The 22481-nt window shown below is 67.3% G+C and carries 15 protein-coding genes; 4 read left to right on the forward strand and 11 right to left on the reverse strand.

Translation table 11 applies throughout. The features are described from left to right. Positions 1-46: 46 nt before the first annotated feature. The 3 genes from ABD912_RS03715 to ABD912_RS03725 form a co-directional block, all read right to left on the reverse strand. Positions 47-1132: an ABC transporter permease gene (locus ABD912_RS03715; protein ID WP_345148566.1), complete on the reverse strand. Its 1086-nt coding sequence runs from the start codon at positions 1130-1132 to the stop codon at positions 47-49. Next, positions 1129-2673, reverse strand: a complete 1545-nt coding sequence (locus ABD912_RS03720; RefSeq protein ID WP_345148568.1) for an ABC transporter permease — start codon at positions 2671-2673, stop codon at positions 1129-1131. The genes ABD912_RS03715 and ABD912_RS03720 overlap by 4 nt, the downstream gene beginning before the upstream one ends. A gap of 135 nt (positions 2674-2808) precedes the next feature. Further along, complete coding sequence (locus tag ABD912_RS03725; RefSeq protein WP_345148569.1) at positions 2809-4587, reverse strand: ABC transporter family substrate-binding protein; 1779 nt, start codon at positions 4585-4587, stop codon at positions 2809-2811. A 448-nt stretch (positions 4588-5035) separates the two neighbouring features. Between ABD912_RS03725 and ABD912_RS03730 the strand changes: the two genes are divergently transcribed. Continuing rightward, positions 5036-5290 carry a GlsB/YeaQ/YmgE family stress response membrane protein gene (locus tag ABD912_RS03730; protein WP_345148571.1) on the forward strand — a complete coding sequence of 85 codons (255 nt, stop codon included), beginning with the start codon at positions 5036-5038 and terminating at the stop codon, positions 5288-5290. Between the two features lie 167 nt (positions 5291-5457). Here the strand turns inward: ABD912_RS03730 and ABD912_RS03735 are convergent, their stop codons facing one another. Together ABD912_RS03735 and ABD912_RS23525 are read right to left on the reverse strand one after the other, a co-directional pair. Continuing rightward, positions 5458-6768 carry a hypothetical protein gene (locus tag ABD912_RS03735; protein ID WP_345148572.1) on the reverse strand — a complete coding sequence of 437 codons (1311 nt, stop codon included), beginning with the start codon at positions 6766-6768 and terminating at the stop codon, positions 5458-5460. A 103-nt stretch (positions 6769-6871) separates the two neighbouring features. Next, on the reverse strand, positions 6872-7381 hold the full coding sequence (locus tag ABD912_RS23525) for a hypothetical protein (protein WP_425548028.1): 510 nt from the start codon (positions 7379-7381) through the stop codon (positions 6872-6874). Between ABD912_RS23525 and ABD912_RS03745 the strand changes: the two genes are divergently transcribed. Beyond that, positions 7280-7543 (forward strand): hypothetical protein, encoded by a 264-nt coding sequence (locus ABD912_RS03745; protein ID WP_345148574.1) that lies wholly within the window; start codon positions 7280-7282, stop codon positions 7541-7543. The genes ABD912_RS23525 and ABD912_RS03745 overlap by 102 nt on opposite strands. 181 nt (positions 7544-7724) lie before the next feature. Here the strand turns inward: ABD912_RS03745 and ABD912_RS03750 are convergent, their stop codons facing one another. Genes ABD912_RS03750 through ABD912_RS03760 form a run of 3 tightly spaced genes read right to left on the reverse strand, consistent with a single transcriptional unit; the run spans position 7725 to position 11816 of the window. Then, a complete protein-coding gene (locus ABD912_RS03750) occupies positions 7725-8768 on the reverse strand; it encodes a cytochrome d ubiquinol oxidase subunit II (RefSeq protein ID WP_345148575.1) in 1044 nt (347 codons plus the stop codon). 9 nt (positions 8769-8777) lie between these two features. Continuing rightward, a complete protein-coding gene (locus ABD912_RS03755; protein ID WP_345148577.1) occupies positions 8778-10187 on the reverse strand; it encodes a cytochrome ubiquinol oxidase subunit I in 1410 nt (469 codons plus the stop codon). Between the two features lie 48 nt (positions 10188-10235). Then, positions 10236-11816, reverse strand: a complete 1581-nt coding sequence (locus ABD912_RS03760; protein ID WP_345148578.1) for a GMC family oxidoreductase — start codon at positions 11814-11816, stop codon at positions 10236-10238. Between the two features lie 219 nt (positions 11817-12035). Here ABD912_RS03760 and zwf point away from each other — a divergent pair, with 219 nt between their 5' ends. Beyond that, positions 12036-13481, forward strand: coding sequence for a glucose-6-phosphate dehydrogenase (zwf, locus tag ABD912_RS03765; RefSeq protein WP_345148579.1), 1446 nt, complete (start codon positions 12036-12038; stop codon positions 13479-13481). 438 nt (positions 13482-13919) lie between these two features. Here the strand turns inward: zwf and ABD912_RS03770 are convergent, their stop codons facing one another. After that, positions 13920-14786, reverse strand: coding sequence for an AraC family transcriptional regulator (locus tag ABD912_RS03770; RefSeq protein WP_345148581.1), 867 nt, complete (start codon positions 14784-14786; stop codon positions 13920-13922). Positions 14787-15233: 447 nt separating this feature from the next. Between ABD912_RS03770 and ABD912_RS03775 the strand changes: the two genes are divergently transcribed. Continuing rightward, positions 15234-16763 carry a GTP pyrophosphokinase gene (locus ABD912_RS03775; protein ID WP_345148583.1) on the forward strand — a complete coding sequence of 510 codons (1530 nt, stop codon included), beginning with the start codon at positions 15234-15236 and terminating at the stop codon, positions 16761-16763. 176 nt (positions 16764-16939) lie between these two features. Here the strand turns inward: ABD912_RS03775 and ABD912_RS03780 are convergent, their stop codons facing one another. Both ABD912_RS03780 and ABD912_RS03785 read right to left on the reverse strand, forming a co-directional pair. Continuing rightward, positions 16940-17992, reverse strand: a complete 1053-nt coding sequence (locus ABD912_RS03780) for a Wadjet anti-phage system protein JetD domain-containing protein (RefSeq protein WP_345148585.1) — start codon at positions 17990-17992, stop codon at positions 16940-16942. Then, the gene (locus tag ABD912_RS03785) at positions 17989-22476 is read right to left on the reverse strand and encodes a hypothetical protein (RefSeq protein ID WP_345148587.1); all 4488 of its coding nucleotides are present in this window, start codon (positions 22474-22476) and stop codon (positions 17989-17991) included. The genes ABD912_RS03780 and ABD912_RS03785 overlap by 4 nt, the downstream gene beginning before the upstream one ends. Positions 22477-22481: the final 5 nt, after the last annotated feature.

Below are 22481 nucleotides of genomic sequence, written 5' to 3' on the forward strand. Positions count from 1 at the left end.
GGCCGTGCCGGTGCCGGATCAGCGCGCTGCATTCAGTGGGCTGTATTCAACGCGCCTGGCCCGGGACCGCGGCGGGCGGGACGGGGTCGCCGTCCCGGTCCGCGGCCGGCCGCAACGCGGTGTCGGGTGCGGCCGCCGGCACGGGAGCTCCGGCCGTCCCCGACGGTCCGCGGGTGCCGCGGTCCTTGGCGCGCTTGGCGTTGAACTTCTTCTGGCGGGGGTCGAACGCATCGCGCAGGCCGTCGCCGATGAAGTTGATGCACAGGCAGATCGCCACGATGAACAGGCCCGGGAACCAGAACAGCCACGGGCGGGTGGTGAACGCCGCCTGGTTGTCCGAGATCAGCGAACCCAGCGAGACGTCCGGCGCCTTCACGCCCAGGCCCAGGTAGGACAGCGCGGTTTCGAGCAGGATCGCCGAGGACATCATCAGGGTGACGTTCACGATGATCACGCCCACCGCGTTGGGCAGGATGTGCTTGAAGATGATGCGGGTGTTCGAAGCCCCGGCGATCCGGGCCGCGTCGACGAATTCGCGTTCGCGCAGGCTGAGGAACTCCCCACGCACCAGGCGGGCCAGGCCCGTCCAGATGGCCAGGCCGATGAATGCGCCCAGGGCGATCGTGGCGAGGTTGCCGGCCACCGAGGAGCCGGCGATGCGGCCAAGGACAGCGGCCAGGATAAGCACCGGAATGATGATGATGACGTCGACCAGGCGCATCAGCGCGGACTCGACCCATCCGCGGAAGTACCCGGAGACGGCCCCGACGACGACGCCGATGGCGCCGGCCACCAGGCCGATCACGAACATGATCATGATGGACTGCTGGGTGCCGCGCATGGTCATCGCGAAGTAGTCGCGTCCGATGCGGTCCTGCCCGAACGGGTGCTCGCCCCAGTTGAACAGGCTCTGGAAGGTCGGCGCCCCGTCGTTGACGGTGGGGCTGAACTCGGTGTGGTTGTACTTCCACCAGCCCGGGATCCCGGCGAAGCCGATCGAGCTGAAGGCCAGGATCACGATGAGCGCGAACACGGCCAGCGAGATCACGGCCGGGGTGTTGCCGAAGAACCGCTTGCGGACGATCGCGCCCTGGGACAGGCCCTTGGTTTCGGGAGTGTTGTTGGTGCTCATGCTTTCACCCTCACGCGCGGGTCGAGGACGGAGTAGGCCAGGTCGGCGACCAGGTTGAAGACCATGGCCACGATGCCGGTGACCAGGAAGACGCCCATCACCGGGTTCGGGTCCGGGATCGGGATCAGGGAGTCCACGAACAGGGCGCCCATGCCGGTGAAGGAGAACACCTTTTCGGTGATGACGGCCCCGCCGAGCAGGGCGCCGATGTCGAAGGCGACCAGCGTCGCCAGCGGGATCAGGGCGTTGCGGAACGCGTGGCGCATGACCACGGTGCGTTCGGGCAGTCCCTTGGCCCGGGCGGTGCGGATGTAGTCCTGCTGCATGATCTCCAGCATGGACGCGCGCGAGTAGCGGGAGTAGCTGGCCAGGGAGACCAGCAGCAGCGCCACGGTGGGCAGGAGCAGGTGGGTGAACGTGTCGATGTTCTGGATCCACCAGTTGCCCTCCAGGTTCGGGGTGGCCGAGCCGATGGTGGCGATCGGACGCCCGCGGATCCGGGAGTTGGAGACGTAGTTGGGCCACTCGATCATGAACCGGTCCAGCACGACGAGGCCTGCCATGAAGAACGCGGTCAGGCCGGCGGCCCGCATGGATTGGCCGCGGTCGTAGCCGCCCATGAGCCAGCCGACGGCGCAGCCGACCAGGACGGCCACCACGGCGCCGGCGACGATCTGCCACGTGCCGAAACCGCCGAAGACCGGGTTGAGCACGTAGTAGGAGACCAGGCCCAGCGGCACCATGATCAGCGCCGAGTAGAGGGCCTTGCGGTTGCGCACCCCGGCGGTCAGCTGGGTGGCCAGGAACGCGGTGGCGGTGCCGAAGACCACCAGCAGGACCGGTCCGAGGCCGGGCGTGGCGAACCATTTGGTGGCGGAGAGCACCAGCATCAGGGCCGCCGTCGCCCCGGCGCCGAGGACAAAGCCGACGCTGCGGCGCTTAAGGGTCCCGCTCATGAAAAGGACGGCGACCACTCCCATGAGCAGGGACGTCAGCGCGATCGACCAGGGGCTGAACACCGGGTCGACGAGGAAGTCGTTGAACTGGATGGCGCCGAACTCCTTGAGCAGGACCGCCACCCAGAAGATCGGCAGGGAGAAGAACAGGAAGGCCATGAAGGTGACCGAGTAGTCCAGCGAGCTGTACTGGCGCAGGCCGGTGACGATGCCCAGGGTGATGCCCACCACGATCGCCAGCACGGTGGCTCCGGTGACCAGCAGGATCGTCTGGCCCATCGCCCGGCCCAGCGCCTCGGTGACCGGCTCGCCATGCAGGGTGGAGCCGAGGTCGCAACTGTTGGCCAGCGGGACCAGGCATTGCACCGCGCCGCCAAGCCACTTGAAGTAGCGGACCGGGGCGGCCGTGTTGAGGTCCAGCAGGTCCGTCCGCTGCCGGATCAGCTCCTCCTTGTTCGGGGCGTTGCTGTCCCGCAGGTCCGACAAGGGGTCCCCCGCCATGGCGGTGAGCTGGTAAACGATGAACGATGCGCCGAAGAGGATGAGCACGGCGGTGACAAGGCGCCGAACGATGTAGGTCACCATAGATAAAACCTTTGATTGAACGGTCCGGGGGTTCCCCGGCGCCTGGTCGCGGCGGCCCGAAACCAAGGGGCGCCGGAACCGATGTTCCGGTCCCGGCGCCCACTCAGGCGGTTTGGGGCCTGGGTTCGCAACGGACTAGCTGTTGACGGTCCAGTCCCAGAAGTTCCACCACACGCCGGTCTGGTTCGGCATGTATTCCACCCCGCCGATCTTGGCGGAGTGCGCCTCGACTCCGACCGACTGGAACAGCGGCAGGCCGTAGTAGTCGTCGAAGATGAGCTTGTCGATCTTGGTCTGCAGTTCGGTCTGCTTGGCCCGGTCGGTGGTGACGATCAGCTCGTCCATCAGGGCGTCGGCCTCGGGGCTGTTGAAGCCGCTGAAGTTGGAGGCGGAGTCCGAGCCGAACAGCTGCGGCACGCCGTTGACGCCCACGCCCGGGGAGGTCCAGCCGAAGATGGAGGCGTCGTAGTTTCCGCTGCCCAGGGCGGCGCTCCACTCGGTGGCGCCCAGGCCGCCGTCGACGACCTTGAAGCCGGCCTGGCTGGCGGACTCCGCGATCAGCGAGTAGGCGTCGACCCGGTTCGGGTTGTCCTTGTTGTACATGATCCGAACGGTCGGGGTGTCGCCGTCGAGCAGCTCCTTGGCCCCGTCGATGTCCGCCTTGGCGTAGTTGGCCGAGCCGTTGTTTGCGGCCGATGCCGCGTAGCCCTCGTTCGCCGGGACGAACAGCTGGGAATCCAGCGGCTTGGCCTCCGGGTCCAGGTCGCCGATGACCGAGGCGACGATCTGGTCGCGCGGGACCGTCTTCATGAAGGCCTCGCGCACGGCGGCGTCCTTGAACACGCCGCTGTGGTTGAGGTCCAGGTGGTCGTAGGCGAGCTGCTCGCCCCGCTGGACGACGACGGAGCTGCCCAGGGCCTCGAGCTGCTTGACCGTGTCGGAGGATGCCTGCGGGGCGATGATGTCCACTTCGCCGTTCTTCAGCGCGGCGACCTGGGCGGCCGAGTCGCCGATGGTGCGCACCACGATCTCGTCGACCTTGGCCTCCGGGCCCCAGTTGTAGGACTCGTTGCGCACCAGCGTGATGGACTGGTCGGCGACCACGTCGGACACGATGAACGGGCCGGAGGACAGGTACAGGTCCTTGTCCGCGGGCAGCGAGGTGGACTCGTAGCCGGTGTTCCAGAAGTCCGCGACGGCGCGCAGCTTCGCGTTCTCCTCGGCCGGGTTCTCGGGGTCGCCCTTCGGGGTCTCCTTGATGAGCTGCGTCAGCTCCTCCGGCGTCAGGCCGCCCTTCTCCGCCGCGACGTGGGCCGGGGTCAGGGAGGCGAAAGCGATCTCCCAGTCGGCGTACGGCTTGGAGTAGCTCAGGGTGATCGACTGGTTGTCCTCGGACACCTCCGGAAGGGAGGTCAGGGCCAGCCCCTCGGTGGTGCCCGCGTAGTCGAAGTAGGCGTTGCCCTCGGTGGGCTTGCCGGTCTCCGGGTCGGGCGCCGAGCCGTCGTTGAAGTAGGCCGATTCGATGGCCCACCAGAAGAGCATGTCGTCGGCATCGATCTGGGTCCCGTCCGACCAGGTGACGCCCGGGTTGATCGTGTACTTGACCTTCAGCGGGTTCTCGGAGAGGACCTCGTAGGTGCCGAACTTCTCGTTCTTGACGATGTTCAGGCCGTTGTCGATGTAGTTGAAGTTCGAGCCCGTGGCGTACGCGATCTTCGCGTTGATGTCGCTGTTGCCGTCGGCGGTGCTCGAGTTGAACGAGCTGAACCCGTTCACCTCCACGACGCGGACCTCTCCGCCGCCCGCGGCGGCGGGCGACGACGTCGTGGTGCCTGTGTTGGCCGAGCAGGCGCTCAGGGCCAGGGCGGCTACGGCGCCCAGCGCGACAGCCTTGGAAATACGCTTCAGACGCATTCCGCCTCCTTGATTCTTAGGTGCGATAACGGCCCGGTCCCCACGCCCAGCCACGGCGCGGCACGGGCCCCGCCGTATATGCAATGCACTCTAATCGCCATGGGATCGGGTGGATATAAAAAATTTGCTTCAGACTCGAATGTTACCGACTCGTAACCACGAGTGGCCGGTGTCATATTCACCCCGCGCTTCCCCGTGCCGGTGCCGATCCCGGGGGGATCAACGGCGCGGCCCCGCGTAAGAAAACGTGCTGCCGCGCACGCGTGAAGCACTTCTTCCGCCGGGATGTCCCGGGCGCGCCGCATGCCGCCGGCCGGCCCGCTCCCCCGCGGCGATTGCGGCACCCGGGACAGCGGCACCGGTCTTCCCCGCGGGGACGCCGGGGTCTACCCTCAGGGCACGCCCGCTTGGGTCTTCATCACTCAGCCTCTGGGAACGGAGAAGAACAATGAGCATCATCGCTTGGATCGTCCTGGGCCTCATCGCCGGAGCCATCGCCAAGGCCATCCTGCCCGGCCCGGGCGGCCTGCTCGGCACGCTCGTCGTCGGAGTGGTCGGGGCACTGCTGGGCGGCTGGCTCGGATCGGCCATCTTCGGCATCGGTCTGGAGGACATCTGGTCGCTCCAGACCTGGCTCGTCGCCATCGTCGGCGCCGTCGTCGTCCTCTTCATCTGGGGGCTGATCGTCAGACGGCGCGCCTGAGGGCTCGCACCCGGCCACTGCGCCGCAACCAAGACCCAACCAAAACAAGGGATCCCACCCGGCCATTCGCGGCCCGGTGGGGTCCCTTGGGGTGAGGGTCCGCGGCTCTACGTTGAAACGGAACTCCGCCACGTTCCGTAGCCGAGCAACCTCTGCCGCGCCGGGTGTTACTCCTCGATGGCTTCCTCGTTGCCGGTCTTTGGCCCGCCGGCCATGTGCGGCTCGCCGCGCTTCTTCGATTTGAACAATCCTGCGACACTCTCGCCCACCGAACCCGCCTTACCGGCGATGGCGCCGCCGACACCCTTGACCTTGGTGAGCGCCTGCGGCTCATCCGGGATCCCGTCCCCGTCGATGTCCACGCTCCGGAACGAGCGCGTCACCGTGCCGGCCGCGCTCGCTACGCCGGCGCCCACTGCGACAGCGCCCGTCGCGACGCCTCCCCCGACTGCGCCGGCAGTGCCAGCGATCCAGCTGCCCGTCACCTTCGCTGCGTCCTCCAAAGCAGCGAGAGCCCGGTTCGATTCGACCTCGCCGTCATCGGCGTCAGGCTTCGCCTTCGGAATGACGGCCAAATGGGCCGGGAACTCGTCCGGGGCATCGGGGAATGCGGCCCGTGCCGCGACGATGACGTCGCGACCGAACACGAAGCGCGTAACCCCTCCCGCCAAGGCCCCAACTCCGTATTCGATCGTTGCCTGCTGCTTGCCACTCAAGTTCTCGCGCACGGTGTCCAGCTGACCCGTCTGCATGGTCCGAACCAAACTCTGCGCTGCTCCTCCAGGGAGTGTGTCGGCGAGCGTGCTCGCCCAGTGCGACCAGTCCGTACGGCCAGCAGCGATCCTGTTGCCGACGCCGACGACACCTTCGGAAGACGCGTTCGAGAGGTCCGCAGCCATCGTCGCGATCTGCTGCTGGCTAACGCGCTCGTTCGAGAGGCCGTAGACGAGGGCGTGAGCCTGGTCCTGGTCGAGGTCCATTCCGTGAATGTCGGCTATTGCAAGCCCGAAGATCGCGGTGAGCTCGAACTGCAGTTGCTCATCCCCCGCAGGGAGGAGCGCCGCGGCTCGCTGTGCACCGTTCTTCGCGGTGCCCAGCGCCACGTTTTTCGCGGCAAGTTTCGCAGCTTCCTTGGCGGCAAGTTTCGCAGTTTCCTTGGCGGTCTTCTTGGCCGCCTGCTGGCCCGCGCTCTTGACACCGGCCGCCGCGGCCCCGACTCCTGGAATCATCGCGATACCGATATCGGCCGCGATCGCGCCGGCGGTGATGAGGGCACCAGCAGTGGTGATCGAAGTGCCATAGTGGCGTTCGAGCATCCGGATCACCTCAGCGGGGGTTGCGTCCGGATTCCGGCGGCGGATCCTTATGACGTACTTGCGAGCGATCGAGTGACGAGCGCTGACCGCCTTCGCAATGTCACGCGCTGCGTCCTCGTCGACGAGCTCCGCCTCCATCGTGATGGTCTCGAAATCGGCCATCGATTGCTCCCCGCTAGTTGTATCTCACCGGAGATTGTGAACAGGCCTGCTGGGTGAGGGTCCACGATGCCGCTGTGGACCCTAGGGCGACTGCAATCGTGGATCAAGGCCGGGTAGGTCGCGGCGCGCTCAGACTCCATGGACAAGCTGATTCCCACCGGCTAATACGAAAACCGGCCCCGAACCTCCCGAAGCAGGCGGAACCGGTCATGTTGGGGCGTACTGCCTCACCGATCAGTGAGACAGCACGCCGCTGAGCAGCATCGCATGTACACCGAGCCAGGCGGCGAAGGCGACCGGGCCCTCTACCTGGTGGCGATGCTTGCCGCCCTCGGCGACGGCGTACGCACCGGGGCAGTCGGCCACGCTGAGGTCCGGGTGAACGTGGAGTCGACCGCCGCGACCTGGTGTGGGGCCGGCGGCGTGGGCGATCGCTGAGGCCGACTCCCCCGCCCCACACCACGGTTCGGGTGGCGATGGCGGTGTCGTCGTCCGGCTCCACCTTGTCGGGGTGGACGGCGGTGACGCCGACGCCAAGCCGGACGTCGACGCCGGCCGCGGTCAGCTTGTCCAGCGCATAGCCGTGGGCCTTGTCGGAGAACTGTCCGAGCAGGGCGCGGCCCTGGTCGACCAGAGTGATCTTGCGAGCACGTCGGCGGTCAGCACCCTGACCGTGGCGTGGTTCTTGAAGATGGTCCGGTGGGGGCGGGCGATGTCCTCGGCGGGCAGCCGGCAGCCGGCTACCTGGTACAACAACGGCTGGAATTGGTTGTAGTCGTTGCGGTCGAACAGCGTGACCTCGATCCCGTTGTCCCCGAGCTCCAGCGCACAGCCCGCCCCGGCCAGCCCGCCACCGAGCACCAGAACTCGCTCAGTTGTTATCCGACCTGCCCTCGCCCACCCTCCAGTCGATACCCCGGTCAACGGCTCGCTTGCTTGCCACCTCGTCAGTGAAGTCAGGCACGGTCGGCCCCGGAGCCCCGGTCGGGCTCGTCGTCGACGCCTTCTTCGGGAAGCAGTCCGCGCTGGTCGAGCACGTACAACAAGATGAAGGCCGGCACGATCAACAGCACGGCGAGACCGGCCGCGACCAGCACGGCCGTGATCGTGCCCGACGGCGCAGCGGCCGCCGAGACCGTGAGCGTTTCGGGCAGCAGGTAGTCCCACTGTGCGACGCCCCAGGCCAGCACGAGGGCGCCGGCCGCGGCGATCGCAGCCAGCCGCCCTCCGCGGTGGGGTCGGCCTCGGAGCAGGAAAAGCGCGCCGAGCCCGGCGACCGCCGAGATGATCACCAGCGGCAGGGCGCGTGAGGTGAGTCCTCCGAAGACGTAGCTGGCTTCGCTGCGTACGACGAAGAGACCGACGAGCGCGACGGCTCCAGCCACGGCCCCAGCCGCCACGGCGCGGACGCGGAAGTAGCCGACCATCGCCTCGTCGGAGAGGCGACGGGCATCCCAGGTGAGCAGCACCGCGGCGACGTAGGCCGTCACGGATACGGCGAGCAGACCCATGACGACCGACGTCGGGTTGACCCAGCTGTGCAGCGGATCGCCCGCCCGACCGCCGGCCGGAACCTGGCCGGATGCGATGCCTCCCGCGATGGCGCCGAAGCTGTAGGGCACCAGCACCGAGGAGACGGCGAAGATGGCGCCGAAGCTGCGGCGGGCTCGCTGCCGAAACACCGCCTTCCCGAAGGCGAAGCTGGCACCGCGCAGGACGATGCCGAGGGCCGCCACGGTGAGGGGCACGAACATGGTCAAGGTGATCGACGCGTAGGCCTCGGAGAAACACGTCCAGAGCACGACGAAGATGAAGATCAGCCACACGTGGTTCGCTTCCCACACGGGCCCGATCGAGTGGTCGATTACCTCGCGCGGCCGTTCCCCACGCCGCGCGCCACCAGCGGTCAGGTCCCAGAAGCCGGCACCGAAGTCAGCGCCGCCGAAGATCGCGTAGATGGTGATGGCAGCGAACAAGAGCAGGGCTGCGGCGGTATCCATGGGTGACCCCTAGGTCTCTTTCGCCGGCTCGCGCGGTCCGTACGGGGAGTCTGTCTCCTCGAATCGTCGTGCCTCACGGTAGCGACGATTCATCCCGCGCAGGACGAGGATTGTGGTGACGCCCAGCCCGATATAGAGGATCGTGACCGCGATGAAGGTGATCCAGACTCCGGTGTTGGTGGTCGCGGCGTCCTCCACCCGCATCTTGTTGTAGACGATCCACGGCTGACGTCCGACCTCGCTCACGATCCAGCCCGCCTCCATCGCCAGGACGGCGAGGGGTCCGGCGGCGACGGCACAGCGCAGGAACCACTTGCTGCGAGGCATGTCTCGTCGGAAGATCCACGATGCCCAGTACCACAGCGTCAGCAGGAACAGGGCAGTGCCGACGCCGACCATGATGTCCCAAGCGAGATGGACGACGTTCACCTGGCGGTTCGTCGGCCGCTCATCGGCGGGTACAGTGTCGAGCCCCTGCACGACGGTCGCCCGGCCAGTGCTGGGGTCCGACAACCACGAGGCGAGCCCGGGGATGGGGACACCGCCCACCACTTGTCCTTCTGAGTTGAGATGGCCGAGCAGCGTCTCGGGCACGTCACTGCTGGTCGTCGGCACCATCTCGATGGCGGCGAACTTGACCGGCTGGTTGCTATAGACCCAGCGAGCCAGACCGTCACCGACCCCCATCTGCACCGGGACGGCGATGGCAGCCACAGTGAAGGCGATGAGAAAGCCGAGCCTGTGGTAGCGGTCCCGCCGCCCGCGCAGCATCGCCGTCGCGTAGACCATGGCCACCAGGAAGCCGCCGACCAGGTAGGCCGCAATCACCATGTGCGCCGCCATCAGCGGCATCGCCCCGTTGAAGATCACCCCGAGCGGGTCCACCGCCACGACGTTCCCGGCGGTGTCCAGGGTGACCCCTTCGGGGGAGTTCATCCACGCGTTGGCGGCCACCACCGAAACGCTGCCGAAGATGCCGGCGACGGCGATCGGGACACCGGTCCAGAAGTGGGTCCAGGGCTTGAGTCGCCGCCAGCCGAAGATGTAGATCGAGATGAAAACGGCCTCGAGAAAGAAGAAGAGACCCTCGAACGCGAAAGGCACGCCGAACGCCTCGCCCCAGTGACCCATGAACTGAGGCCACAGCAGGCCGAACTCGAAGGAGAGAACCGTTCCGGTGACGGCGCCGACCGCGAAGGTGACCGCCATGTACTTCGACCAGCGCTGCGCGAGCCGGATGGCGTCAGCGTCGGCCCGCCTGATGCCTCGATAGTTGGCGATCAGCGCCATCACCGACCAGGACACGCCGAGTGGCACCAAGATGATGTGGAAGGCCAGCGTGAACGCCATCTGTGCTCGAGCCCACGGAACCGGGTTCACCTCCATCACGGGGATGAGGACGTCCGCGAACAGCGTCATGCCGCACCCCTTCCCGCGAGATTGACAGCTGCCATGGCGACCCGGGGATTAGCCAAGGCGTTCGGTGAGGTGGTCGCCGACCCGCAGGGCGTTGGCGATTGCGGTCAGGGACGGGTTCACGGCGCCGATGCTGGGGAAGAAGCTGGTGTCGACGACGTAGAGGTTGTCCAGGTCGTGGGCTTTGCAGTTCACGTCGAGAGCGCTGGTTGCGCGGTCTCGGCCGAAACGGACGGTGCCTGCTTGGTGCGCGGTGGCGCCGATCGGCATGCTCTTGTACATGTAGAGGCTCCGGTCCAGCAGACGATGCTCGTGCATGCCCAGCTTGCCGAGCATGCCGTCGAGTTTGTGGCGCAGCCGCTTTACTCCTTCGACGTTGTTCTTCTCATCGATGCTGAGGTGGATGGCGTCGTTCGCGTCAAGCGTGACGCGATTGTCGGGCTGCGGTAGGTCTTCGCCGCAGAGCCAGAAGTCGACGGCGTGGTGCGCCAGCACCTCGAAGGGCAGGTCCGGAGAGATCTTGCCGGCCCATCGCGGCGACTGCGCGCGGATCTCCTCGTCGTCGGACTTGCCGAGCATCTGGATACCGCCGAGCGGATAGTCCCAGTCGTCGGATCCCAGATACCAGTCGTTCATCGCCAGCGTCTTCTGGAACAGCGTGGGGTTGGGCTCCCGGGAAACGGTCATCAGCGCGATGTTGTTGTGCCGCATGTAGTGCCGGCCGACCACTCCGGAGCTGTTGGCCAGCCCGTCGGGGTGGCGGTCTTGGCGAGATCTGAGCAGCAGGGCGGCGGAGTTCACCGCGCCGCAGGCGACGACCACGATGTCGCCGGTGAATCTGGTCTCGGTGCCGTCGTCCAAGGTGGTGACGACCCCGGTGACGCTGTGTCCTGAGGCGTCGGTTTCCAGGCGCTGCACTTGGGCGCCGGTGACCAGCGTGACGTTGTCCCGGGAGAGCACCGGATCCACGCAGATGACTTGCGAGTCCGATTTTGCGTTCAGCAGGCATGGGAAGCCATCGACCCGGTCGCAGCGGATGCACGCACTTGCCCGTGCCGCCCGTCCAGGTTCGACCTCCTGGAGGTTGACGCCGATCGGGAGGTGGAAGGGGTGCAGCCCGAGCTTCTCCAGGTCGTCGTTCAACTGCTGGATGCGGGGTTCGTGGGATACCGGAGGGTGGGCGTACTGCGCGCTGGCATGGCCTTCGCTCGGGTCCTCGCCGTGCTGACCGTGCACCAGGTAGAGATGTTCGGCTTGGGTGTAGTAGGGCTCCAGGTCGTCGTAGGAGATCGGCCAGGCCGGTGAAATTCCGCCATGATGGCGTAGCTCGCCAAAGTCCTCCGGACGGAGGCGGAACAGTGCCGCGCCGTAGAACTTGGTGTTCCCGCCGACGTAGTAGTTGACCTCGGGCTGGAACTCGCGGCCGTGCCGGTCGTACCACAGCTCTTTCGCAAGGTACTTTCCGCGGACGAACACCGCCTCGGTCTGCCAGTTGTCGCGCTCGCGCGGCAGGAACGGACCTCGCTCCAGCCAGAGCACCTTCGCCCCGTTCGTAGCAAGCCGGTGGCCGAGCGTCCCGCCCCCGGCTCCCGTCCCGATGATGACAACGTCATAGTGCTGGCCGTCTGTCATGCCGGAGCCTCCTGGAGCGGGTTCTCGGACCTACCGATGCTGCCTCTAGACATTGATCCTGTCCCCCGGGGCGGACGGCGTCATCACCCGAAGTAGGTGATGACGGGGATCGGGAGGCGGTGGTTGGCTCTGATAGAAGCCGGTCTGCGTCAGCTCCGGCACGGAGGCCACGAGCAGATTCATTTGCCGGTAGAGGGTCGATCACGTCGAGGAGATGCCATGACAGCAACGATGGATGGCCGAACCGCGGCTGGGCGTGGCCAGCCGGCTAGCGCTGGCCAGGGTTCCGCCGATGTGTTCGTGGTGTTCGGGATCACCGGCGACCTGGCCAGGGTAATGACGTTCAGATCGTTGTATCGGCTGGAGCGGCGGGGTTTGTTGCAGTGTCCGATCGTCGGGGTGGCCGTCGATGATTGGACGGTTGACCAGTTGGTGGAACGGGCCCGGGTGTCGATCGAGGGCACTGGGGAGGTGATCGACGCCGCCGTCTTCGGCCGTTTCGCGGCCCGGCTGTCCTATGTGCAGGGCGATTTCGGCGACGCAGCGACCTATGGGCGGATCGCCGAGGCGATCAAGGGCGCCGACAGCCCTGTGTTCTACCTCGAAGTCCCACCCTTCCTGTTCGGCACAGTCGTCAAGGGCCTGGCCCGGGCCGGCCTGACCGCGACGGGGCGGGTGGTGGTGGAGAAGCCGTTCGGGAGCGACCGAGCCTCGGCTCGCGCCCTGGCAGAGGAGTTGCACCAGTTCCTCGACGAGTCGCAGTTGTACCGGATCGACCACTACCTGGGGAAGATGGGCCTGGAGGAGATCCTTTACCTGCGGTTCGCCAACACGATGCTTGAGCCGATCTGGAACCGGAACTATGTCGAATGCGTGCAGATCACGATGGCCGAGGACTTCGGCGTCGAGGACCGTGGCCACTTCTACGATCCCGTCGGTGCGCTGCGCGACGTGGTGGTCAATCACCTCATGCAGGTCGTGTCCGCGGCCGCAATGGAGCCACCGTCTGGGGGCGATCCGCAAACGATCAAGGACTCGCAGGTCGCTTTGTTCCGCTCGGTCTCCGAGGCCGATCCTATCCACTACGTCCGCGGCCAGTACGAGGGTTACCGGAGCATCAACGGCGTGGCCGCGGATTCGACGACGGAGACGTACGCCGCGTTGCGGCTCGACATCGACAATTGGCGCTGGTCGGGGGTGCCGTTCTTCATTCGGACCGGCAAGAAGCTTCCGGTCACTCAGACCGAGCTTCGGTTGGTGTTCAAGCACCCGCCCCGGCTCGGCTTCAACTTCGGATCCGATCGCCGGCCAGAGCCCAACCAGATCGTCATCAAGCTTGATCCGTCGACCGGCGTCAGGCTCACGGTCGAGGCTCTACGTGCGGACACGGTCGGCCCCGGCGCCATCGGTCTCGACATGGAGTTCGCCGATGAAGGGGGCGAGGGGCCGACTCCGTACGAGGTGTTGCTCCAGGCGGCGATGGTCGGGAAGCATACGCGGTTCACCCGCCAGGACGCGATCGAGGAGACGTGGCGGATCATGCAGCCACTCCTGGATGCGCCGCCACCGGTGCACAGCTACACGCCCGGGTCTTGGGGTCCGGCAGCTGCAGATGAACTGACCTCCGACTACACCGGTTGGCACCGGCCCTGGGCGGCGTCATAAGTCCCAACGCTCCGCGGCAGGCCACCGAGCAGAGCGCTGCCGCGCCCTCCCCGTTCCCGCCAATCACAGACTGTGCCTTCCTATCGAACTGCCACACGGGCGCCCTCATCGCGCCCGACGGAGGCGTCGGCTGGCTCTGCGTCCCGCGTTTCGACTCACTGCTCACCCCTGCCACCGTATAGAGCGTTCGCGAGGTCACCTAACGGCATCTGAAGCCTGTTGGCGATGGGCCTTTCCGACGCGGGCCCGGGACGGCAAAGAACCCCAACCGGCCCGTTGGCCAGCTGGGGTTCTTGTGTCGCGGGATTCATCTGGTCTGGCCGCAAGGGGCGGGACTAGACGTTGAAGCGGAACTCCACCCACGTTCCGTAGCGGAACACCGTGTGAAACGGTGGCGGGCCGGGCTCCAGAGACTCCGGAGCCCGGCTCGTCTCTCCCTCAGGCGCGCTCGATAGGGAACCAGAGTTCGCACGTCGCCGTACTGAAGTCCGGGGCACGGTCGAGCACTGAGACGATCGACGGACCAGGGCGCAGCCTCCACGGGTTGGAGGGGAACCACTCTGTCACGGACGCCGCGTACGCCTCTTGCAGGGCAGTCGGATGCGAACCGGAGGTGCGAAATACCACCCACGCCCCGGCGTCGACCTCGATCACGTCGAGGTCGTCGGGAACCTCGGCGTCGACGTCAACCGCCACGCCGTGCAGGTAGGTCAATTCACTGCCCTCGGCGTAGTCGGGGTCGACGCCAGCGCTGACCTGTAGCAGCCCCGCGGGCTCGGTGCCGCTGAGTTGCTTGAGGCGCTCGTGTTCGGAGACGGGCAGAGAAGCGATATGGCGCTGAATGTGCGGGTTGACACCCTCGTAGATCAGCGGCACGCGGACAGCGTGGCCGATCAGATGGAGGGTGGGTCGCTCGATGATGCGGGCATCCATAGGGTTGCTCCCTTCGACGGTCAGGCGGAACCTGAGTAGCGGTTGACTCCGAAGGGGGCCGCCATCACGGCGGACGTCGCCGTGACTTGCGCCGTGCACGGCACGGAAAGCTCGCCCGAAGGCCTCGGTCGAGCCGTATCCGTAACGCACGGCGATCGTGAGCAGATCCTCATCCCCGATCACGTCAGCCGCAGCGACCGTCATGCGCCGCCGCCGCACGTAGTCGGACACCGGCATGCCGGCCAGTGACGAGAACATGCGACGCGCATGATAGCCCGTTGTTCCCATCGCTGCTGCGAGTTCGTCGACGTTTAGGTCTTCACCGAGGCGCTGCTCGATCTCGTCGACGAGGCGGTTGAGGATCTCAATCACGGTCGCCCCCCTTCGCCTCCCACTCTTATCGACGCAGGGGCGCTCCGCCCGACTTCTCCGGTTCGATTCTGTCGGAAGAGGACAGCCTGCACCCGTGAGCATAAAGCGTTGGGGCACACCGATCACAGGGGCCGGTGTGCCCCAACGCGTCCGCAGTTCAGCGCACGCGAGCCAAAGCTCAAGCCGGTTGCGGCTAGACGTTGAAGCGGAACTCCACCACCACGTTCCGACGCCGATAACCATGAGCAGTAAGACGACTCCGGCCTGGCGGGATACAAGTAGTTAGAATCGCGACCACCAATCGGAGCTGACTTGAATCACTCGGGATGGCACGAAGAGGCCGGGCCTGTTCCTCTACAGAAGGCACTGCCGATTGTTCGGGATACGCTATCTTTTGGATAGCAGGGCCGCCGACCAAGAGCGCGCCAACGGCGGATCGGGGGCTACGTGTTTGAACTGCGATACGAGGAGTACCTGGACTGGCACGAGAGCGCACATAAGGCGTTTCTTAAGCCAGCGCTGGCCACAGCACTGCGGCTTGTCGAGGAGCTGCTTGACCATCGCATCGACTCAGTAGACCGCGGACGCTTTCGTATCTCCACAAGTCGAGTCAAGTCAGCGCAACGATCTTTCGCCAAGCTAAATCGCGAGAAGTATCTAAGCCAAATCGATGCACTGGACGACGTGCCCGGAGCGATTGACGATTTGGTGGGCCTTCGACTCATATGCAACAACCTCTCGGATATAAACACTTTCCAAGAGATCATCGGCGAACTGCCGATCGAAAGTCCCACAACAGCTCATTCACTGGCAGTGGAGCATGATTCGCATCGCGACTACTTCACCAGTCCGAAGCCGTCGGGATACCGCGCCTACCACGTAAATCTTGTCGTGCCCGTCCCGCATATGAAGGGAAACCGGCGCGTTCGGGTCGAGGTTCAAGCGCGAACATTGCTCCAAGATGGTTGGGGCGAATTGACTCACGAGGACACTTACAAGCCGGGTTCCACTGTGCCGGAGTGGATTCTAGGAATGTCACTTCGTATGGCGGAACTGTTGGCTGCCGTAGATAACATCGCCCAGGATCTCCGGACCGGCCTAGACGTCGAGGCGCAACGCTCAGTGCGCGAAGTCGATCCTCAGCCGTCCGAAGCAGCGGTCGCCTTCGTCGCGAGTGGGCCCGACGCAGTAGTCATACCCACTCCGCGTGAGGACGCCTCCTCCGGATCTCCATGGCATGACGGGACTGGCAGAGTTCCGAACCGCGATCAAGCCGCGGAGATAGAAGCAGCGCTCATCAGTGAGACTGCGGCTGCGGTTCGCAGACTAAGAAAGCCTCTTGCACTGGCTGTCCTATCCCAGCAACTAACGCTCGTATTCGGCACGGAGATCACCCGTGTGTGGGCAAACTTCGGAGGATTCAAACGCTTCCTTGAGTCTGTGGTTCCGGAGGCTAAGTTGTCTGGGCCAACCCCCGGGTATATTCATCCTCCGAACACTCCGATACCCGACGGATGGACGACGGAGGACACGGGTACCGGAGTCGTACCAGAGATAACACGAGAACTCCGAACTTATGACAAAGCGCTGCCCCTCATTGGCCCCGAGAGGGTCGACCAGGTGATTGTGGCGGTCGCGAACGTGTTGCAATCCCTCGAGCTGCGCCATGCCTCCGCGAGCAACCTCTCCGCGTCGGAGATCGACACCCTAGCTCGCCAGGCACGTTCTGATGCCGAGAAGCGCGGTCAGTTGGTGGTACGCCCGCACGCAACATATGTACTGCAGGCGGCGAACCAAGCCGGACGGATTCTGCCAGCGACCAACGCGAATGACCTCCGCCACATTCTGCTCGATCGGATTCTCGCGATGGGCGAACTTAACGGTCTGATCAGCAAATCTTCTGACACTGAGCAGGAAGTCCGGGAATGGCTTGGCCTGGAGGCTGCACCTGCGCCCAATCAGAGGAGAAACTCCTGACACGATGACGAACAGCGCTGACCAACCGCGACGGCCAGTACCGTCGACGACTGGCGCATCGCCGACCTTGAGGCGGGAGGCCAGCGGGCCCGGTTTCTGGAAGTTTCAGCGACCGGGCCATCTGCGTCCGCACAGTCGAACGTCTACACACCCTGTGCGCTCAGGGATTGTCCCCGTCAGGGCAGTAAGCCGCGGCGCCATACCGCATCTTGGAAGAGGAGCTTGGCGCGCACCGCCTCCTGCGGCAATCGAGCCCCACCCGACAGAAGTGCTATTGCTGGCTTCTGCAGTGCCAGTGGGAGCCAAGTGCTAAGTGCAGCGGCCCGCTCCAGGCCGACGGAAGGCTGCCCATGCTGCGGCACTCCGGCCGCCAGTAACAGCCTGTACAGACCATCAGCTGGTCGGACCGGCGGCAGCCCTTGAGTGACTGCAAGTGCCGAGGCAGATGCGGGAAATCGCAGACCGTCAGCGTCTAGGTCACCGAAGTAGGTGACCGCACCGACGCCCGGCAAGTCCGCGATGGAGAGCACGGAGGATTCAAAGGCGGCTCCGGCACCCCACGCGACGTATCCGACGAGGCCAGGATCCGCGGTTAGAACACGGGCTAGGGTGTCGAAGGTGTCGGAATTCTCCACGACGAGCAGCACCGGGCCTTCCCCGACACGTCGATTGGCCAACGGTGGGCGGGCGCGGAACGTCCGCAGCAGGTCCAAGGTAAGTCTGCCGGGAGCGAACAGCGATGTCGAGAGCATCCGGTCCAACTGCTTTTCGTGCCCGAACAGCTCCAGCGATCGCTCACGCAGCGGGGTGACGTCGTCGTCACGGCCGCGGTCGCGCAACCAGCTATTAACTGCCTGCAGCAAGCTCACTTGGCCAACAGTTATCCTTGCCGCGGGTACCCAAGTCAGCTCAGGACGCCACGGCACAGCCTTAGCCAGGGCGGCGGCTGATTCGGTCGGTGCGGCGGCAGGCAATGTGACTCTGGTCGGCAGCGCGGGGGCGGCGGTCGTGTCGCGGCTCTTCGACGGCCTCAACACGCCGGCTGCAGCCAGCGCGTCGAGGGTGGCGGCAAGGTCCGCGCGCCGGGACGGCTGGGTGGCACCGGTCGGGTCAGCGGCAGCGAACAGCATCCATAGCTGCTCCAGCGGCACAGTGCGCGCCGGCCACTCCTCCAGCGCCGCGGCGAGCCTGCCGGCGCGAGGCGTCAGGTGCGTGAGTGCGCTGGTCACACCGGTCGCCGGTAGACTCGGGCGGCGGTGACGGTGCCCGGTGCGCCCGGGGCGTCGGGACGAGCCACAGAGGTGGCCTCCTCCGGGCTATACGGGTCCGGCAGGTGCCGGCGGACGACCTCGGCGACGCGGATGTGCTTGAGCCCAGCGCGCAAGTCGGCGTCGTTGCGCATCCGCACCCATAGCGGGAACGCCGACAGGGCGCGGTCGTCGAAAATGCCGGTGGTGTATATCAGCTGCACACCCAGCGCAGTCGCGACGCCCTGCTGGAGGTCCAGCAGGTACTCGGCGCTGGCCTTGCCGATCGGGTTGTCTAGGAACAGCACCCCGGAGTGCCGGATGCGTAGATGCCCGCGCTCGTTGGCGCGCAGCGCGGCCATCGTACAGTACAGCACGATGGCCGCGGTAAGCTCCTGCCCACCGGAGAACACCTCGTTCATCTGCTCGATCGACACCCGCTCGTCGCGCAGCACCGAGTCGGGTTTGAGGACCTCAGCGGTGAACCCCTTCGGGACTGCGGCTTCGACCGCGGCCAGAAGCAGCGCGAACCCGTCCCGCTTAGGTGCGCTGCCCCGCGCGGCGATGGCCGCGGCCATTGTGTCGACAACCTCGCCGACTCGGGCCGCGAGCAGGCTGGCGTCGGGATCGCTGAATCGGATACGGAGGAACTCCTTGCCGGTCCAGTCCCCCAGCCCCTCGGGCAGCTTCGACAGCCGGGTGGCGGTCCGGAGGGTCCTGAGGGCGCCGTCGACCAAGGCGGCAAGCCGGTCCACGATCAGCCGACGGTGACGGGCGGCGGACTCCAGGTCAGTGGTCAGGGATGCTAGCCGCTGGGCCAGGGAGTTGGCGAACTCTGCAGCGCGGGCGGCCAGGTGGTCGCGGTCCAAGGTGAGCAGGGAGCGGCGGGCGGTGTTGGTCATCGCCTCGAATCGGGTGTTGTTGGCAAACCGTTGCACATCATCGACCCGCCGACCGACCTCCGTGCGTGAGATAGCCTCCGCCCAGCGAGTCGTCCGCAGCTCGCGGCGGACGTCGGCGGCCCGGGAGGCGGCCTCTTCGACAGCCCTTGGGAACGGCGTTGCCTGGGAGGTGGGGAGGTCATCTTCGGCGACGTCTTCCAATAGGGTCTCCAGCGGGGTGGCGACCTCACCGAACGCGCGGGCCGCTTCAGTGGCCGTATCGAGGTGGCGCTGGAGGTCGGCGGCGTCCTCGCCGGCCCGGTCCAGCTCCTCCTGCGCGCGCCGTTGGTCGGCTTGGGCCGTGATGAGTAGCTCTCGGCCGTGGGCGACGTCGCAGGGGCGGCGGTCGTCGGGCAGGATGGTCCACACGTTGCGGTCGGCTTCGCCGGGGGTGGCGGCCTCCAGCTGGGTGCGGAGCTTGGCCGCCAGCGCAAGTGCCTCGTCGTGGGCGGTGGCGTGGCGGGTACGTTCCCTGTCTACGCGGGCAGCGGCGGTCGCCCGCCCGGCGGGGTCTGCTCCCTCGGGGCTGGCCAGCAGCTGCTCGGCGCGGGCGATGATCTCCGGCTTGTGCGCAGAGACCGCGGCGCGGGCCCGGGTGGCGGCGGCCTCGGCGATCTGCGCATCGATACGCAGGTCCTGGCCGACCTCGACGGCCCGGTACACCGCCAGCGCCGCCTCGTATGTGCTGCGGAGCTCGGCCAGCGGCTCGTCGGGCACGCCGGCGGCCACCTCTCCGGTGGAGGAGGTCACAGTGCCAAGTTCGGCGCGGTGCCGCTCGGCGCGGTCGCGGTCGTTCTCCGCGGCGCGCGCCGCTTCCTCCGCCAGCTCCAATTCCCGGTTGCGGTCCTCCGCCAGCCGGGTGGCGTCGGCCTCGGCGGTGGCGGTGGCCTCCTCTAACTCGGGCAGTCGGCGCTGCTGGTCGTCGACGTCGGCGACCTTTACGGCGAGTCGGCCCAGATCGCCGGCCCGATCGGCAGCGGATCGTTCGGCGTCGCGCAGCTCTGGCAGCGCGCCGGCCAGTTCCGCGCGGCGCTGCTCGGCGGCGGCCGCTGCCGCGGCGGCGGTGCGAGCCAGCTCCCCGGTCTTGCTGACCTCGGTGGCGGCCTCCTCCACGGCCGCGGTGAGCTCCTCGAGCCGACCGGGCGGGCACGTCCGCCGCCAAGCGGTCAGCTCGGCAAGCACGTCCCGCTGCGCGGCCAGCGCGGCCTCCCGGCTGGCGATCTCGACGCCGCGATCGGCCATCACCGGGCGCAGCTGCGCCCGCCGGCCGGCCGCCGCGTCCACGTCGAACAGTGCCGGCGTGGGCTCGACGACGAACTGCTCCCCAGCGCCGGTCGCCGCTGTGGCCGGCTGCAGGAGGCCGGCACCGGTGCCGACCGCGACCGCCGCGGCTGGCAGCAGCCGGGCCGCGGTCAGCGCCTCCCGGGCGGCGGGCAGCGCAGCCGCATCGACGAGCACCACCCCGTCGGCCAGCTCCGGATGGGCCTCCACCAGTCCGGCCCGGTCGGCCGCCGACACACTCTCGGCGAGGTAGCGCCAGCCGGCATGGGCAGCCACGCCGGCGCCACGGAGCACCGTGACTGCCGCATCGACCTCCGCCCGCGGCGGCAGCAGACCGCCGTCGCCGAGCGCGTCGAGCAGCCGCTGGTCATCCCGCTGGTCGTCCTTTACCGCGGCGACCGCGTCCTCGGCGGCGTCGATGTCGGCGCGCAGCGCGTCGATGACGGCCTCGGCGTTGGTGTCTAGGGTTGGGACATCGGCGGTTTCCAAGCCGAGGATCCGTAGCACCTGCTCCTGGCTGGCGAGGAGCCCGATGCGGTCGAGCATCTGCTGCAGGATCGTCTCGGCGGCCCGGTACTGGGCCTCGGCGCCGCGCAGGGCCTCGGCGGCCTCGGTGACATCCCGGCCCAGGGTGCGGGCGGCGCCCTCGGCGGTAGCGAGCTCCTCGCTGGCGACGCGGAGCCGCTCGGCGGCGGTAACCGCGGCGTCGACGGCCCGAGCGGCCGCCTCCGACACGGCGGTTTCGGCGGTCAGAAGCCCGGCGGTGACCGCCTCGTCCATGGCGGCCCGAGCGGCGGCTAGGACCTGCCGCGCGACACGGACCTCACCGCGCCGCCGTTCGGCGGTCAGCAGCGCGGTGGTCCGCTTCCCGTCGATCTCGGCAGCGCGGTCCTTATGCGCCTGCGCCTGCTTGTCGTGCGCATCCAGCGCGGCCCGGGCCGCGGCCACCTCTGCCTGCAGCTTAGCCAGCAGCCGGGCAGCTGCCTCGTCGCGGGCGGCGAGTGCGGGGCGGGCGGCGTGTTCGGCCTCGGCCAGCTGGTGGGCGTACTCGGCGGCGCGGGCGGCGGTGCTATCGCGCTCCTCGACCAGATCGACCGTCGCCCACGCCACCAGCTCACCGACGGTGGTGTCCCTCGCCCGGCCAGCCGCCGCCTGCGCAGCTTCGGCGTCGGCAACCTGCAGGGCCAGGGTCTGCCGGCGGATCTCGTTGGTGACGTCGCGAGCCCGGTCCCGGTCGGCCACCCGGGCGCTGGCCGCGGCGGCGGCCCCGGTGTACTCGGCGCGCAGCTGGTCGACGGCGGCGTTCTCCGCGTCGGCGCGGGCCTGCACCGCGGCCAGCAGCCCGATCGCGGACCGTTCGGTGCCGCGCCGGGCGGCGGTGGCTTCGCCCAACACCCCGAACGCCTGCGCGGCCGGGGTGAGGGTGGCCACGGCGCCGGCGACAAACTCCTGCTCGAGCAGCAGCGCCTGCCGATCGCCGACGGTGGTGGCGTAGCTGTCGAAGTTCTCCGCGGTGGTGGCCGCATCCTGCGCGTCAAGCACGGTGCGCAGCAGCCATTCGACGAAGTCCTTGCTGGACTTGAACTTGAACGCGCTGGCCGCGTCGCCCTCGTCGGCGTTCATCCGCCGCTGAATGGCGAACAAGTCCGGTTCGATGCCCAGCGCCCGCAGGTGCCCAGCCCAGTCCCCCACCTGGTCCCCGGCCCAGGTCAACTGGGTGGCCGGGGCGGTGCGGTCGAACTCGACTAGCAATTCGCGGAACCCGTCGAGGCGGACGTGGCGCCCGTCGCGGACGAATGGCAGGGTGTCCAGGCCCACCCCGTCGTGCGGGCGCAGCGCCCACCACGCCTCGGCCAGCCGGCTGCCGTCGGCGGCGCGGGTGCGGCGCCACTGCAACGTCTTGCCGGTGATCACCCGCTCACCGGTGCGCACGTGCATCCACTCCAAGGCTACGTGCGCGGGATCCTCGCCGAGGACGAACTTCTCCATCGTCGCGGCCGACCCGCCCACGGCATTGCGCCGGCCAGGCAGCACCACACTAAACAGCAGCCGCAGCAGCACGCTCTTCCCGCCCCCATTCTCCAGCATCAACAGGCTGTACGGGCTGGGCCGCCGCGGCAGGTCGGCGAACAGGTTGCCCTGGCCGACAACGGCGCCGGCGTCGGACAAATCCAGGGTGACATCGCTGAATCGGGCGCCGCGCGGCCCGACACTGAACAGCCGCATTCGGTTGAGCTCGTACATGGGCG

Source organism: Arthrobacter ginkgonis, assembly GCF_039540195.1.
GTDB classification, from domain to species: domain Bacteria; phylum Actinomycetota; class Actinomycetes; order Actinomycetales; family Micrococcaceae; genus Zafaria; species Zafaria ginkgonis.

Excerpts from the sequence above, each read along its gene's own strand:
- ABD912_RS03715 (WP_345148566.1), bottom strand. The coding sequence starts at position 1,132 with ATGAGCACCAACAACACTCCCGAAACCAAGGGCCTGTCCCAGGGCGCG.
- ABD912_RS03720 (WP_345148568.1), bottom strand. The coding sequence starts at position 2,673 with ATGGTGACCTACATCGTTCGGCGCCTTGTCACCGCCGTGCTCATCCTC.
- ABD912_RS03725 (WP_345148569.1), bottom strand. The coding sequence starts at position 4,587 with ATGCGTCTGAAGCGTATTTCCAAGGCTGTCGCGCTGGGCGCCGTAGCC.
- ABD912_RS03730 (WP_345148571.1), top strand. The coding sequence starts at position 5,036 with ATGAGCATCATCGCTTGGATCGTCCTGGGCCTCATCGCCGGAGCCATC.
- ABD912_RS03735 (WP_345148572.1), bottom strand. The coding sequence starts at position 6,768 with ATGGCCGATTTCGAGACCATCACGATGGAGGCGGAGCTCGTCGACGAG.
- ABD912_RS03750 (WP_345148575.1), bottom strand. The coding sequence starts at position 8,768 with ATGGATACCGCCGCAGCCCTGCTCTTGTTCGCTGCCATCACCATCTAC.
- ABD912_RS03755 (WP_345148577.1), bottom strand. The coding sequence starts at position 10,187 with ATGACGCTGTTCGCGGACGTCCTCATCCCCGTGATGGAGGTGAACCCG.
- ABD912_RS03760 (WP_345148578.1), bottom strand. The coding sequence starts at position 11,816 with ATGACAGACGGCCAGCACTATGACGTTGTCATCATCGGGACGGGAGCC.
- zwf (WP_345148579.1), top strand. The coding sequence starts at position 12,036 with ATGACAGCAACGATGGATGGCCGAACCGCGGCTGGGCGTGGCCAGCCG.
- ABD912_RS03785 (WP_345148587.1), bottom strand. The coding sequence starts at position 22,476 with ATGTACGAGCTCAACCGAATGCGGCTGTTCAGTGTCGGGCCGCGCGGC.